This is a genomic window from Streptomyces flaveolus (assembly GCF_000716535.1).
Lineage (GTDB): Bacteria > Actinomycetota > Actinomycetes > Streptomycetales > Streptomycetaceae > Streptomyces > Streptomyces flaveolus_A.
Genome location: NZ_JNWV01000004.1, coordinates 318,863 through 331,922 on the forward strand (window position 1 = coordinate 318,863; position 13,060 = coordinate 331,922).

Below are 13,060 nucleotides of genomic sequence, written 5' to 3' on the forward strand. Positions count from 1 at the left end.
CATGCGACGACGTACGACCGCCCTGCTGGGCTCGCTGGTGCTGCTGACCGCGACCGGCTGCGGCGCCGCCGACATGACCAGGCAGGCCTCGCCCTTCGCGAACGCCGGGGGCGCGAAGTCGGTCACCCTGTCCGTGCAGTCCTGGGTGGGCGCGCAGTCCAACGTGGCCGTCGCCCAGTACATCCTGGAGCACAAGCTCGGCTACCGCGTGGACACCGTCCAGGTCGACGAGGTGCCCGCCTGGGACGCGCTCAGCCAGGGCCGGGTCGACGCCCTCCTGGAGGACTGGGGCCACCCGGACCAGGAGAAGCGGTACGTCCAGGACAAGAAGACGATCGCGCCCGGCGGCGACCTCGGGGTGACCGGGCACATCGGCTGGTTCGTGCCGACGTACCTCGCCGAGGAGCATCCCGACATCACCGACTGGCGCAACCTGAACAAGTACGCCTCGCTCTTCCGCACCGCGGAGAGCGGCGGCAAGGGCCAGCTCATGGACGGCTCCCCGTCCTACGTCACCAACGACAAGGCGCTGGTGAAGAACCTCAAGCTGGACTACCAGGTGGTCTTCGCCGGTTCCGAGGCGGCGCAGATCACCCAGATGAAGCAGTTCGCCAAGGAGAAGAAGCCCTTCCTGACCTACTGGTACTCGCCCCAGTGGCTGTTCGAGAAGGTGCCCATGACGGAGGTGAAGCTGCCGCCGTACAAGGAGGGCTGCGACGCGGACGCGGCGAAGGTGGCCTGCGCCTACCCGCACACCCCACTCCAGAAGTACCTCAACGCCGACTTCGCCAAGTCCGGCGGGAAGGCCGCGGCCTTCCTGAAGAAGTTCCGGTGGACGACACAGGACCAGAACGAGGTCTCCCTGATGATCGCCGAACAGAAGCTGGACCCGCGGGAGGCGGCGAAGAAGTGGGTGGACAGCCACCCCGCCGTGTGGAAGAAGTGGCTGTCCTGACCGGCGTCAGGCCAGGATGACGCCGGCGACCTCCCGCAGCGCGGCTCCGGCCCGCCGCTGGAGGCCCGGCCCGAAGGTGATCCGGGTGGCCCCGAGTCCGCCGAGCACGGCGGGCGCGGGGCCGTCCCCGTCCAGCGCGGCCAGGGCGTTCAGCGGGCCCTGGATCCCGGCCCGCAGCAGGGGCAGTACGTCGGCGGGGGCGAGGATCGGATACACACAGTCCGCGCCCGCCGCGACGTACAACGCGGCACGCGCGACGGCCCGTTCCGGATCGCCGTCGCCGCGGACGAAGGTGTCCACGCGGGCGTTGACGAACAGCCGCCCGGCGGCCGCCGCACAGACCTCGGCGAGGAACCGGGCGTGCTCGTGCGGGTTTTTGAGCACGCCACCGTCGGAGTCCTCCAGGTTGCATCCGACGGCCCCGGCCTCCAGCAGCCGCTCCACCAGCTCCTCCGCGCCGAGCCCGTACCCTCCCTCGACGTCCGCCGACACCGGCACGTCCACGGCCCGCGTGATCCGCGCGACCGCCGCGAACATCTCGTCGGCCGGAGTGGTCCCGTCCGCGTACCCGAGGGACGCGGCGATCCCGGCGCTGGGCGTGGCCAGCGCCGGGAAACCGGCGGCCTCCAGCACCCGCGCGCTCGCCGCGTCCCAGGGACCGGGCAGCACCAGCGGGTCCCCCGGGGCGCGCCCCCGGTGGAGCGCGCGGAACCGCTCGGCCTTGTCCGGCGCCGGGCTACGGCTCACCCGTGCTGACCGGGCTGGTAGTGGCCCGGGGTCATCCGGAAGGTCACGCCGAACCGGTTCCAGGCGTTGATCACCGTGATCGCGGCGACGAGCTGGGCCAGCTCGGCCTCCTCGAAGTGCTTGGCGGCCCGCTCGTACACCTCCTCCGGCACGAAGCCGTCCGTGAGGACGGTGACCGCCTCGGTCAGCTCGATCGCGGCCAGCTCCTTCTCGGTGTAGAAGTGCCGGGACTCCTGCCAGGCGCTGAGCTGCACGACCCGTTCGACGCTCTCACCGGCCGCGAGGGCGTCCTTGGTGTGCATGTCGAGGCAGAACGCGCAGTGGTTGAGCTGCGAGGCGCGGATCTTCACCAGCTCGTACAGCTTGGGGTCAAGGCCCCGCTTGGCGACGCTGTCCAGGCGGATCATGGCCTTGTAGACGTCCGGGGCGTGCTCGGTCCAGGGCAGGCGCGGGGCTTCTTCGGCGGCGTATTCGACGGTTTCCTGTGCAGTGGTCATGCCTCGACCCTAGGAGCGGGGCAGCCCAGGAGTATGGTCCATTTCCATGGCGGAATCGTGGGCCACTCTGGGCGTCGACCTGCACCTCGAACCGAGCGGGTCGGGCGGCCTGCGCCGGGGGCTGACCGACGCCCTGCGGGACGCGGTCCGCTCCGGCCGGCTCGCCCCCGGCACCCGGCTGCCGTCCTCCCGCTCCCTCGCCGTCGACCTCGGCATCGCCCGCAACACCGTCGCCGAGGCCTACGCCGACCTGGTCGCGGAGGGCTGGCTCACGGCCCGCCAGGGCTCCGGCACCCGAGTGGCACCCGGCACGCCCGGCACCGGCGCGCCCTCCCGCACCCGCACGGCCCCCGCCGCCGGAACGTCCCCCGGCACCACCCCGGTGACCTCGCACCGGGCCCCCGCCCGGCCCCTCCACGACCTCGTCCCCGGCACCCCCGACCTCGCCGCCTTCCCGCGCACCGAGTGGCTGAAGGCCACCCGCCGGGCCCTGGCCACGGCCCCCTTCCGCGCCTTCGGCTACGGCGACCCGCGCGGCCGCCCCGAACTGCGCACCGCCCTCGCCGGCTACCTCGCCCGGGCCCGCGGCGTGCGCACCGACCCCGACACCATCCTCATCACCGCGGGCTTCTCGCACGCCCTGACCATCCTCGGCAAGGTGCTGAGGGCCCGTGGGGTGCGGACGGTGGCCGTGGAGTCGTACGGCCTGGACGTCCACTGGGCGCTGCTGCGGAACGCGGGCCTGGCCACGCCCGCGCTGCCGTACGACGAACTGGGCACCGATCCCGTCGTGCCGGGGAACGCCGGCGCGGTGCTGCTGACCCCGGCGCACCAGTTCCCCATGGGCACGGCCCTGCACCCCGACCGGCGGGCCGCCGTCGTCGCCTGGGCCCGGCGCACCGGCGGCCTGGTCCTGGAGGACGACTACGACGGTGAGTTCCGCTACGACCGCCAGCCCGTCGGCGCGTTGCAGGGCCTCGCCCCCGACCGGGTCGTCTACCTCGGCACGGCCAGCAAGTCGCTCGCGCCCGGGCTGCGGCTGGGCTGGATGGTGCTCCCGCCGGCGCTGGCGGCGGAGGCGGCCTCGGCCAAGGGACAGGCCGACACCGTCGGCGTGCTGGAACAGCTCACCCTCGCGGAGTTCCTCACCTCCGGCGCGTACGACCGCCACGTCCGCTCCTCCCGCCTGCGCTACCGGCGCCGCCGCGACGCGCTCGCCACCGCCGTCACCGAGCGGGCACCGGAGGTGCGGGTCACGGGGATCGCGGCCGGTCTGCACGCGGTGCTGCGGCTCCCGCCCGGCACGGAGGGGTCGGTGGTCCAGGCGGCGGCATGGCAGGGCCTGGCCCTGCACGGTCTTTCCTACCACCGCCACCCACAGGCGGTCACCGACCCACTGGACGCCCTGGTCGTCGGCTACGGCACACCACCGGACAGCGCGTGGGCCGGGGCGCTGGAGGCACTGTGCCGGGTACTGCCATGAGAGACGGTCGGCGCGATCGGGGGCGCGGGAAACCTCCCGCCCGGTCCCACACGACCCGCACCGGCGGGACGAACCCGAGGCGGACCTACTCCACCGGTGCCTCCCCGAACCGGGCCAGTGCCAGCGCCCCCACCACCGCCACCGCGAACCCCAGCGCGGCGAGCCATCCCAGCCCCTCCCGCGTACGGTCCCCGAGCCAGACCACCCCGACCGCGGCCGGCCCGATCGTCTCGCCGAGCACCATCCCGGCCGTCGCGGTGGTCACCGAGCCCCGCTGGAGGGCCGAGGTGAGCAGCAGGAACGCGGCGCCGCCGCCGAGCAGCAGCGCGTAGGCGGCCGGGTTGGCCAGCAGACCCCCCACCCGCAGGGAGTCGATCAGCCGTACCGCCACCTCCACCACCCCGAACCCGAACCCGGCGCCGAGCCCCAGCAGCAGTGCCCGGGTCCGGCCGGACAGGCGCCCGCCGACACCGCCGAGCAGCAGCACGCCCAGCGCCGCCGCGACCATCGCGTACCGCAGCCAGTCCGGTCCGCCCCGGTCGCCCTCGGTGCCCGAGGCCAGCCCCAGCATGGCCAGCCCCGCGCACACCACCCCCACGGCGGCCCACTCCACCCCGCTCAGCCGGACCCGGAGCAGCCGCGCCGCCACCACCGCCGTCACCGCGAGGCTGGCCGCCAGCGCCGCGCCCACCGCGTAGATCGGCACCGACCGCAGGGCCGCGATCTGGAGCAGGAAGCCCAGCCCGTCCAGCGCGAGACCGGCGAGATACCGCCACTGCCGCAGGGCCCGCAGCAGCAGCGCCGCGTCCCCGCCGCCGGCCCCCTCGGCGCCCGCCGCCCGCGCAGCCACCGCCTGCAACACCGTCGCCGTACCGAAGCAGACCGCCGCGCCAACGGCGCACACCATTCCAAACAGCACGAAGTGACTCTAGGGGAGCGGCAGATCGAGGCCCCACCGAGGGGAATACTCACACCGATCTCTAGGCTGGCCGCCGAACACGGCATTCGAATCCGGGCATCCGAATCCGGGCATCCGAATCCGGGCATCCGAATCCGACGGGGGAGACACCACCATGGACCGCACACGCCGACCACTCCGCTCCGGCACGGTCGTCCTCGGCGGCGTCGGCCTGCTGGCCGCCGCGCTCACCGCCTGCTCGTCCGAACCGGACAAGCGCTGCGTCGACCGGGACAGCTACAACCTCGCCAAGGGGTACAAGGTCGTCTCGGACAAGAACTGCAAGACCACGGGCGCGTCCGGGAAGACGGCGGGCAAGAAGACGCCGGGCAGGAAGACGACCGTCAGGAAGAAGGCCGACGCCGCCTGGTACTACGAGGGCGACGAGAAGAACGGCTGGGTCGACGGCGGCTCCTTCACCAAGCCCGGCAAGGGCTCGGGCGGCGGCTCCTCCGGCGATGACGACGACCACCACAGCGGCAGCGGCGGAGTCCACCGCGGCGGCTTCGGCGGCGGCAAGGGCAGCTCCGGCGGCTGACGACAACACGCACATGGAACGCCGTACCACCACACCCCGCCCCGGCTGGCAGCAGACCGTGGAGGCGCAGGGCCTGGTCTACCCGCTCACCCGCCACCCCGACGGCTCGCTGCGCCCGTACTGGGACGAGAGCGCCTACTACGTCTTCACCCTGGACGAGGTGGAGACGCTGGAGGAGACCGTCGAGGAACTCCACCGCATGTGCCTGGCCGCGGCCGGGCACATCGTGTCCGAGAACCGTCTCGCGGACCTCGGCATCACCGACCCGCGGGTGGCCGCCGCGGTCACCGAGGCCTGGCACCGGCGTGCCGAACTCCCGTCCGTCTACGGCCGTTTCGACCTGCGCTACGACGGCACGGGACCGGCGAAGCTCCTGGAGTACAACGCCGACACCCCGACCTCGCTGGTGGAGGCCGCCTCCCCGCAGTGGTTCTGGATGGAGGACCGTTTCCCCGGCGCCGACCAGTGGAACTCCCTGCACGAACGCCTGGTCGACGCCTGGCGCGCCCAGTCCGCGCTGCTCCCTCCCGGCAGCCCGCTCCACTTCGCGCACTCCTCGGCCGATGAACTCGGCGAGGACCTGATGACGGTCGCCTACCTGAAGGAGACCGCCGAACAGGCCGGCCTCACCACCGACTGGCTGGCCATGGAGGAGATCGGCTGGGACAGCCTCTCCGGCCGCTTCGTCGACAACCAACTCCGCTTCATCCGCGGCATCTTCAAGCTCTACCCCTGGGAGTGGCTCACCACGGACGCGTTCGGCGGGCACGTCCTGGACACCCTGGACAACGGCGGCGGCACCGGCAGCACCCTGTGGATCGAACCGGCCTGGAAGATGCTCCTGAGCAACAAGGCGCTCCTCGCCATCCTCTGGGAGCTGTACCCCGGCCACCCGAACCTCCTCCCCGCCTACCTGGACGGCCCCCGCGAACTGGCCGGCACGACCGGCTACGTGGCCAAGCCCCTGCTCGGCCGCGAGGGCGAGGGCGTCACCGTCCACGAGCCCGGCGCCCCGCCGGTCCTCCGCGAAGAGCCCTGCTGCTACCAGCAGTTGGCCCCTCTCCCCGCCTTCGACGGCAACCACGTGGTCCTGGGCGCCTGGGTCGTGCGGGACGAACCCGCGGGCCTCGGCATCCGCGAGTCCACGGGCCTGATCACCGACGAGTACGCCCGCTTCCTGCCCCACGTGATCCTCTAGCCGGCGGTCGCCTCAGCGGGCCCCAGCAGCGTCTCCACCGCCGCCCGCGCGTGCGCCGCCGGGGCCGGGTCGCCGGTGACGGCCGCGGTGACGACGGCTCCCTCGGCGAGCAGGAAGACCGGTTCGGCCACCGGCGCGCCGGTGGCGCGGACCCAGGCCGTCAGCTGGTCGTGGAAGGCGCGCTTGTGGGCGCGGACCTCCGCCAGGACCGCCTCGGACGACGAGCCGAGTTCGCCGTGGGCGTTGATCCAGGCGCAGCCGCGGAAGCCGGGCTCCGCGAACCACGCGGCGAGCCAGTCGAAGACCGCGAGCACCCGTTCGCGGGGGTCCTGGACGCTCTCCACGTGGGCGGCGAGGTCCCCGCGCCAGCGCCGGTCGCGGTGCCTGAGCATGGCGACGACCAGGTCCTCCTTGGTCGCGAAGAGCCGGTATATCCGCTTCAGGGGCAGGCCGGAGGCCTCGCGGACCCGGTCCATGCCGACCGCCTGGATGCCGTGCGCGTAGAAGAGCCGCTCCGCCGCGTCCAGGAGCGCTTCGCGGTCCAGGCTGTTCTGTTCCTCGGTGACGGCGGCGGGCATCGGATCTCCTTGACGTCGAGAACGGGCGTTCTCTATCGTAGTCCCATCAACGGAGAACGGTCGTTCTCAACGTCGCTCCGACCGAGGAGGTCACCGTGTCCGAAGACCGCCCGCCCTACCCGCCGTTCACCCTGGAGACCGCTCTGCAGAAGGTGCAGGCGGCCGAGGACGCCTGGAACACCCGGGACCCCCACCGGGTGGCCCTCGCCTACACCCCGGACTCCGTCTGGCGGAACCGGGACCGGTTCGTCACCGGCCGCGAGGAGATCGTCGCCTTCCTCACCGAGAAGTGGGAGCGCGAGCGGGACTACGCGCTGCGCAAGGGCCTGTGGAGCTTCCACGACAACCGCATCGCCGTCCGCTTCCAGTACGAGTGCCGCGACGCCGACGGCCAGTGGTGGCGCTCCTACGGCAACGAGCTCTGGGAGTTCGACGAGCACGGCCTGATGCTCCGCCGCGAGGCCAGCATCAACGACGTGGCCATCGAGGAGTCCGACCGGCGCATCTTCGGACCCCGGCCCGCCGACGAGCACGGCGCCGACTTCCCCCTCCACTGATCAGCCCCCGGACAGCACCGCCCGTAGCTGCTCCACCCCCCAGTCCAGGTCCTCCTCGCCGATCACCAGCGGCGGCGCGATCCGGACGGTCGGCCCGTGGGTGTCCTTCACCAGGACCCCACGGGCCAGCAGCCGCTCGGAGACCTCCCGCCCGGTGCCCACCGCCGGGGAGACGTCCACCCCGGCCCACAGCCCCCGCCCCCGCACCGCCGTCACCCCGCCCGCGCCGAGCAGCTCGCCCAGCTTCCCGTGCAGCCGCTCGCCCAGCCGCGCCGCCCTTTCCTGGTGCTCGCCGGTCCGCAGCATCGCGATCACCTCCAGCGCCACCGCGCAGGCCAGCGGATTCCCGCCGAACGTCGACCCGTGCTCGCCCGGCCGGTACACCCCGAGCACCGCCGCGCTCGACACCACCGCCGACACCGGCAGGATCCCGCCGCCCAGCGCCTTGCCCAGCACATACACGTCCGGCACGACCCCCTCGTGCTCGCACGCGAAGGTCCGCCCGGTGCGCCCCAGGCCCGACTGGATCTCGTCGGCGACGAAGAGGACGTTCCGCTCACGGGTCAGCTCCCGCACCCCGGCCAGATAACCGGCCGGCGGCACGATCACCCCCGACTCGCCCTGGATCGGCTCCAGCAGCACGGCCACCGTGTTCTCCGTCAGCGCCGACCGCATCGCGGTCAGGTCCCCGTACGGCACGATCTCGAACCCCGGCGTGTACGGCCCGAAGTCCGCCCGCGCCTCCGGATCGGTGGAGAAGCTGATCACCGTGGTCGTACGACCGTGGAAGTTGCCGCCCGCCACGACGATCTTCGCCATCTCCCCGGGCACCCCCTTCACCCGGTAGCCCCACTTCCGGGCCGTCTTCACCGCGCTCTCCACCGCCTCCGCGCCCGTGTTCACGGGCAGCACCATCTCCATCCCGCACAGCTCGGCGAGCTCCGTGCAGAACGCGGCGAACCGGTCGTGGTGGACGGCGCGGGAGGTCAGCGTCACCCGGTCGAGCTGCCGCCGGGCCGCCTCGGCCAGCCGCCGGTTGCCGTGCCCGAAGTTCAGCGCCGAGTAGCCGGCCAGCAGATCCAGATAGCGCCGCCCCGCCACATCCGTCAGCCACGCCCCCTCGCCCGTGGCGATCACCACCGGCAGCGGGTCGTAGGTGGGCGCGCAGTGCGCGTCGGCGGCGGCGATGAGGTCCTCTGCAGCGGTCACGGCCACTCCCGGAGACGACGCGGACTCGACGGTGACCTCCTTCTTATCCTCGCTCGCATGGTGGACGCGGGACCTGCCCCGCGCGGCGCGCCCGGTAGGCTGACGCGAGGGCCGTGACTGGCGCGCTGGGATGGGACGGACCATCAGGGAGCGGCCCGAGCGGGAAGAGTGCCGTGCGCCTGGGCCGAACGTGAACGCTGTACGCACACCGTCCGGAGGTCCCCCGATGCCCGAGAATTCCGCCTCCCTCTCCACCGAGTCGACCGCCTTCCGTGCCGCCCTGGACGTGATCCGCGCCGTCGAGCCGCGCGTCGCCGACGCCATCGGCCAGGAGGTCACCGACCAGCGCGAGATGCTCAAGCTGATCGCCTCGGAGAACTACGCCTCCCCGGCGACCCTGCTCGCGATGGGCAACTGGTTCAGCGACAAGTACGCCGAGGGCACCGTCGGCCGCCGCTTCTACGCCGGCTGCCGCAACGTCGACACCGTCGAGTCCCTCGCCGCCGAGCACGCCCGCGAACTCTTCGGCGCCCGCCACGCCTACGTCCAGCCGCACTCCGGCATCGACGCCAACCTCGTCGCCTTCTGGGCCGTCCTCGCCGACCGCGTCGAGGCGCCCTTCCTGGAGAAGACCGGCGCCCGCCAGGTCAACGACCTGACCGAGGCCGACTGGGCCGAGCTGCGCCAGGCCTTCGGCAACCAGCGCATGCTCGGCATGTCCCTGGACGCCGGCGGCCACCTCACCCACGGCTTCCGCCCGAACATCTCCGGCAAGATGTTCGACCAGCGCTCCTACGGCACCGACCCGGCCACCGGCCTGATCGACTACGAGGCCCTGCGCGCCCAGGCCCGCGAGTTCAAGCCGCTGATCATCGTCGCGGGCTACTCCGCGTACCCCCGGCTGGTGAACTTCCGGATCATGCGCGAGATCGCCGACGAGGTCGGCGCCACCCTCATGGTCGACATGGCGCACTTCGCCGGCCTGGTCGCGGGCAAGGTCCTCACCGGCGACTTCGACCCGGTCCCGCACGCCCAGATCGTCACCACGACCACCCACAAGTCGCTGCGCGGCCCGCGCGGCGGCATGGTGCTGTGCGACGACTCCCTCAAGGACCAGGTGGACCGCGGCTGCCCGATGGTCCTCGGCGGCCCGCTCCCGCACGTCATGGCCGCCAAGGCCGTCGCCCTGGCCGAGGCCCGGCAGCCCGCCTTCCAGGACTACGCCCAGCGCATCGTGGACAACTCCCGTGCCCTCGCCGAGGGCCTGATGCGCCGCGGCGCCACCCTCGTCACCGGCGGCACCGACAACCACCTCTGCCTGATCGACGTCGCCACCTCCTACGGCCTCACCGGCCGCCAGGCCGAGGCCGCCCTGCTCGACTCGGGCATCGTCACCAACCGCAACGCCATCCCGGCCGACCCGAACGGCGCCTGGTACACCTCCGGCATCCGCATCGGCACCCCGGCGCTCACCACCCGCGGCCTCGGCACCGCGGAGATGGACGAGGTGGCGGGCCTGATCGACCGCGTCCTCACCACCACCGAACCGGGCACCACCAAGTCCGGCGCCCCGTCGAAGGCGGCCCACGTCCTGGACGAGAAGGTCGCCCAGGAGATCTCCCAGCGAGCCACCGACCTGGTGGCGGGCTTCCCGCTGTACCCGGAGGTCGACCTCGGCTGAAGCGCCCCCGAAAGGGGCGCGGGGAACTGCGCGACCAGCCCGTCACGGTCCGCAGTTCCCCACGCACCGAGCCACCCGGGCTCTCTGCGAGAATGGGGGCATGGCGAATGACCGACCTCGCGTGCTCTCCGGCATCCAGCCCACCGCCGGCTCGTTCCACCTCGGCAACTACCTCGGCGCCGTCCGCCAGTGGGTGGCCCTCCAGGAGTCCCACGACGCCTTCTACATGGTCGTCGACCTGCACGCGATCACGGTCCCGCAGGACCCGAGGGAACTGCGCGCCAACACCCGGCTCGCCGCAGCCCAGCTCCTGGCCGCCGGGCTGGACCCGGACCGCTGCACGCTCTTCGTGCAGAGCCACGTCCCCGAGCACGCCCAGCTCGCCTGGATCATGAACTGCCTCACCGGCTTCGGCGAGGCCAGCCGCATGACCCAGTTCAAGGACAAGTCCGCCAAGCAGGGCGCCGACCGGGCGTCCGTCGGCCTCTTCACGTACCCGATCCTCCAGGTCGCGGACATCCTGCTGTACCAGGCGAACGAGGTGCCCGTCGGCGAGGACCAGCGCCAGCACATCGAGCTGACCCGCGACCTCGCCGAGCGCTTCAACGGCCGCTTCGGCGACACCTTCACGATCCCGAAGCCGTACATCCTCAAGGAGACGGCGAAGATCTACGACCTCCAGGACCCGACGGTCAAGATGAGCAAGTCGGCGTCCACGCCGAAGGGCCTCATCAACCTCCTCGACGAGCCGAAGACCACGGCCAAGAAGGTCAAGAGCGCCGTCACCGACACCGACACGGTGATCCGTTACGACGCCGAGAACAAGCCGGGCGTCTCCAACCTCCTCACCATCTACTCCACGCTCACCGGCAAGACCGTCGCCGCACTGGAGCAGGAGTACGAGGGCAAGATGTACGGCGCGCTCAAGACCGACCTCGCCGACGTCATGGTCGAGTTCGTCACGCCGTTCCGCGAGCGGACCCAGCAGTACCTGGACGACTCCGAGACGCTCGACGCGATCCTCGCCAAGGGCGCCGAGAAGGCGCGTGCCGTCGCCGCCGAGACCCTCGCGCAGGCGTACGACCGCGTGGGCTTCCTCCCGGCCAAGCACTGAGGCGTACGACCGCACGGGTCCGCGCGGGCAGAGCGCTGCACATCACTTCCGCTGCGCCTGCCCGAAGGACATCCGTGGCCGTACAGTCGATAGCCGACGGCCGGGACGAGACGGCCGAGAAGACGACAGATGCGACGACAGGAGACGACGTGGGGACCGTAACGATCGGCGTGTCGATCGCGGTCCCGGAGCCTCACGGCAGCCTGCTCCAGGAGCGGCGCGCGGGCTTCGGCGACGCCGCGGCTCACGGCATCCCCACGCACGTCACGCTGCTGCCGCCGACCGAGGTGGACGAGGCCGACCTGCCGGCGATCGACGCGCACCTCGCCGAGGTCGCCACCGCCGGCCGGCCGTTCCCGATGCGGCTGTCCGGCACCGGCACCTTCCGGCCCCTGTCGCCGGTGGTCTACGTGCGGGTCGTCCAGGGCGCCGACGCGTGCGCCTGGCTCCAGCAGCGCATCCGGGAGGACTCCGGGCCGGTGGCGCGCGAGCTGCAGTTCCCGTACCACCCGCACGTCACCGTCGCGCACGGCATCGAGGACGCGGCCATGGACCGCGCCTTCGAGGAACTGGCGGACTTCGCGGCCGAATGGCCGTGCACCGGCTTCGCGCTGTACGAACAAGGCGCCGACGGCGTCTGGCGCAAGCTGCGCGAGTACACCTTCGGGGGGCCCGTCGTACCGCCCCAGCCGGGCCACACGGAAGTGGAACGGGGCACGATCGCCAGCCGTTAGGCCATCAGCCGGCGGTACACCACACGGGGCGCGTGCCGCAGGGCCGCCATCAGCGGACGGAGCGCACCGGGCACCCACACCGTCTCCGAGCGGCGGCGCAGGCCCAGTTCGATGGCCGTGGCGACCGCCTCCGGTGTGCTGGTGAGCGGCGTCCACATCCCGCCGGCCGTCTTTCCCGTCCGGACGGACCCGGGGCGTACGACCATGACGCGGACGCCGGTGCCGTGCAGGGCGTCGCCGAGGCCCTGGGCGAAGACGTCGAGGCCGGCCTTGCTGGAGCCGTAGATGAAGTCGGCGCGGCGGGCGCGTTCGGCGGCGGCGGAGGACAGCACGACGAGGCAGCCGTGGCCCTGGGTTTGCAGGGCACGCCCGGCGACCAGGCCGGCCGAGACGGCCCCGGTGTAGTTGGTCTGGGCGACCCGCACGGCCCGCACCGGGTCGCGCTCGTCGTGCGCCTGGTCGCCGAGGATGCCGAAGGCGAGCAGCACCATGTCGACGGGTCCGTCGGCGAACACCTTGCCGAGGGCGGCCTCGTGGGACTCGGGGTCGAGCGCGTCGAAGGCGACGGTGTGCACGTCCGCGCCGAGCGCGCGCAGGCTCCCGGCGGCGTTCTCCAGCGCCGGGGAGGGGCGGCCCGCCAGCCACACCGTGCGGGTGCGGCGGACGATCAGCCGGCGCGCGGTGGCCAGCGCGATCTCGGACGTGCCGCCGAGGACGAGCAGGGACTGGGGCAGATCGGTGGCGTCCTTCATGACAGCCGACCGTATCGCTCACATATGACCGTTCCGCTGAAGAAACGCGGTGTTGACGC

14 protein-coding genes and 1 riboswitch are annotated in these 13,060 nt (G+C 72.5%); of the genes, 8 read left to right on the top strand and 6 right to left on the bottom strand.

All coding sequences use genetic code 11. The annotated features are described in order from the left end of the window. Position 1 precedes the first annotated feature (1 nt). Positions 2-955 (top strand): ABC transporter substrate-binding protein, encoded by a 954-nt coding sequence (locus OO52_RS05190; protein ID WP_030641406.1) that lies wholly within the window; start codon positions 2-4, stop codon positions 953-955. A gap of 6 nt (positions 956-961) precedes the next feature. Here the strand turns inward: OO52_RS05190 and OO52_RS05195 are convergent, their stop codons facing one another. Both OO52_RS05195 and OO52_RS05200 read right to left on the bottom strand, forming a co-directional pair. Beyond that, positions 962-1,702 (bottom strand): isocitrate lyase/PEP mutase family protein, encoded by a 741-nt coding sequence (locus OO52_RS05195; protein WP_030641408.1) that lies wholly within the window; start codon positions 1,700-1,702, stop codon positions 962-964. Continuing rightward, positions 1,699-2,199 carry a carboxymuconolactone decarboxylase family protein gene (locus tag OO52_RS05200; protein WP_030641410.1) on the bottom strand — a complete coding sequence of 167 codons (501 nt, stop codon included), beginning with the start codon at positions 2,197-2,199 and terminating at the stop codon, positions 1,699-1,701. The genes OO52_RS05195 and OO52_RS05200 overlap by 4 nt, the downstream gene beginning before the upstream one ends. 46 nt (positions 2,200-2,245) lie before the next feature. Here OO52_RS05200 and OO52_RS05205 point away from each other — a divergent pair, with 46 nt between their 5' ends. Beyond that, on the top strand, positions 2,246-3,682 hold the full coding sequence (locus OO52_RS05205; RefSeq protein WP_030641412.1) for a PLP-dependent aminotransferase family protein: 1,437 nt from the start codon (positions 2,246-2,248) through the stop codon (positions 3,680-3,682). Between the two features lie 85 nt (positions 3,683-3,767). Here the strand turns inward: OO52_RS05205 and OO52_RS05210 are convergent, their stop codons facing one another. Continuing rightward, entirely contained in the window at positions 3,768-4,589 is an 822-nt protein-coding gene (locus OO52_RS05210; RefSeq protein WP_030641413.1) for a hypothetical protein, read from the bottom strand. Between the two features lie 166 nt (positions 4,590-4,755). Between OO52_RS05210 and OO52_RS05215 the strand changes: the two genes are divergently transcribed. Together OO52_RS05215 and OO52_RS05220 are read left to right on the top strand one after the other, a co-directional pair. After that, positions 4,756-5,178: a hypothetical protein gene (locus OO52_RS05215; protein ID WP_030641415.1), complete on the top strand. Its 423-nt coding sequence runs from the start codon at positions 4,756-4,758 to the stop codon at positions 5,176-5,178. 13 nt (positions 5,179-5,191) lie between these two features. Next, positions 5,192-6,376, top strand: a complete 1,185-nt coding sequence (locus OO52_RS05220) for a glutathionylspermidine synthase family protein (protein ID WP_030641417.1) — start codon at positions 5,192-5,194, stop codon at positions 6,374-6,376. On the opposite strand, the gene OO52_RS05225 is transcribed toward OO52_RS05220, so the two are convergent. Further along, the gene (locus OO52_RS05225) at positions 6,373-6,954 is read right to left on the bottom strand and encodes a TetR/AcrR family transcriptional regulator (RefSeq protein WP_030641419.1); all 582 of its coding nucleotides are present in this window, start codon (positions 6,952-6,954) and stop codon (positions 6,373-6,375) included. The genes OO52_RS05220 and OO52_RS05225 overlap by 4 nt on opposite strands. A 95-nt stretch (positions 6,955-7,049) precedes the next feature. Between OO52_RS05225 and OO52_RS05230 the strand changes: the two genes are divergently transcribed. Continuing rightward, entirely contained in the window at positions 7,050-7,511 is a 462-nt protein-coding gene (locus OO52_RS05230) for a nuclear transport factor 2 family protein (protein ID WP_030641421.1), read from the top strand. On the opposite strand, the gene rocD is transcribed toward OO52_RS05230, so the two are convergent. After that, positions 7,512-8,720 (bottom strand): ornithine--oxo-acid transaminase, encoded by a 1,209-nt coding sequence (gene rocD, locus OO52_RS05235; RefSeq protein ID WP_030641423.1) that lies wholly within the window; start codon positions 8,718-8,720, stop codon positions 7,512-7,514. Positions 8,721-8,823: 103 nt separating this feature from the next. Next, positions 8,824-8,912: riboswitch (ZMP/ZTP riboswitch) on the top strand. Positions 8,913-8,946: 34 nt separating this feature from the next. Here rocD and OO52_RS05240 point away from each other — a divergent pair. The 3 genes from OO52_RS05240 (at position 8,947) to OO52_RS05250 (ending at position 12,249) form a co-directional block, all read left to right on the top strand. Continuing rightward, entirely contained in the window at positions 8,947-10,401 is a 1,455-nt protein-coding gene (locus tag OO52_RS05240) for a glycine hydroxymethyltransferase (protein ID WP_030641425.1), read from the top strand. A 100-nt stretch (positions 10,402-10,501) separates the two neighbouring features. Then, positions 10,502-11,515, top strand: coding sequence for a tryptophan--tRNA ligase (gene trpS, locus OO52_RS05245; RefSeq protein ID WP_030641427.1), 1,014 nt, complete (start codon positions 10,502-10,504; stop codon positions 11,513-11,515). A 149-nt stretch (positions 11,516-11,664) separates the two neighbouring features. Continuing rightward, positions 11,665-12,249: a 2'-5' RNA ligase family protein gene (locus OO52_RS05250; RefSeq protein WP_030641429.1), complete on the top strand. Its 585-nt coding sequence runs from the start codon at positions 11,665-11,667 to the stop codon at positions 12,247-12,249. On the opposite strand, the gene OO52_RS05255 is transcribed toward OO52_RS05250, so the two are convergent. After that, entirely contained in the window at positions 12,246-13,001 is a 756-nt protein-coding gene (locus tag OO52_RS05255; RefSeq protein ID WP_030641432.1) for a decaprenylphospho-beta-D-erythro-pentofuranosid-2-ulose 2-reductase, read from the bottom strand. The genes OO52_RS05250 and OO52_RS05255 overlap by 4 nt on opposite strands. Positions 13,002-13,060: the final 59 nt, after the last annotated feature.

Excerpts from the sequence above, each read along its gene's own strand:
- OO52_RS05225 (WP_030641419.1), bottom strand. The coding sequence starts at position 6,954 with ATGCCCGCCGCCGTCACCGAGGAACAGAACAGCCTGGACCGCGAAGCG.
- trpS (WP_030641427.1), top strand. The coding sequence starts at position 10,502 with ATGGCGAATGACCGACCTCGCGTGCTCTCCGGCATCCAGCCCACCGCC.
- OO52_RS05255 (WP_030641432.1), bottom strand. The coding sequence starts at position 13,001 with ATGAAGGACGCCACCGATCTGCCCCAGTCCCTGCTCGTCCTCGGCGGC.
- OO52_RS05200 (WP_030641410.1), bottom strand. The coding sequence starts at position 2,199 with ATGACCACTGCACAGGAAACCGTCGAATACGCCGCCGAAGAAGCCCCG.
- OO52_RS05220 (WP_030641417.1), top strand. The coding sequence starts at position 5,192 with ATGGAACGCCGTACCACCACACCCCGCCCCGGCTGGCAGCAGACCGTG.
- OO52_RS05190 (WP_030641406.1), top strand. The coding sequence starts at position 2 with ATGCGACGACGTACGACCGCCCTGCTGGGCTCGCTGGTGCTGCTGACC.
- OO52_RS05205 (WP_030641412.1), top strand. The coding sequence starts at position 2,246 with ATGGCGGAATCGTGGGCCACTCTGGGCGTCGACCTGCACCTCGAACCG.
- OO52_RS05215 (WP_030641415.1), top strand. The coding sequence starts at position 4,756 with ATGGACCGCACACGCCGACCACTCCGCTCCGGCACGGTCGTCCTCGGC.
- OO52_RS05210 (WP_030641413.1), bottom strand. The coding sequence starts at position 4,589 with ATGGTGTGCGCCGTTGGCGCGGCGGTCTGCTTCGGTACGGCGACGGTG.
- OO52_RS05240 (WP_030641425.1), top strand. The coding sequence starts at position 8,947 with ATGCCCGAGAATTCCGCCTCCCTCTCCACCGAGTCGACCGCCTTCCGT.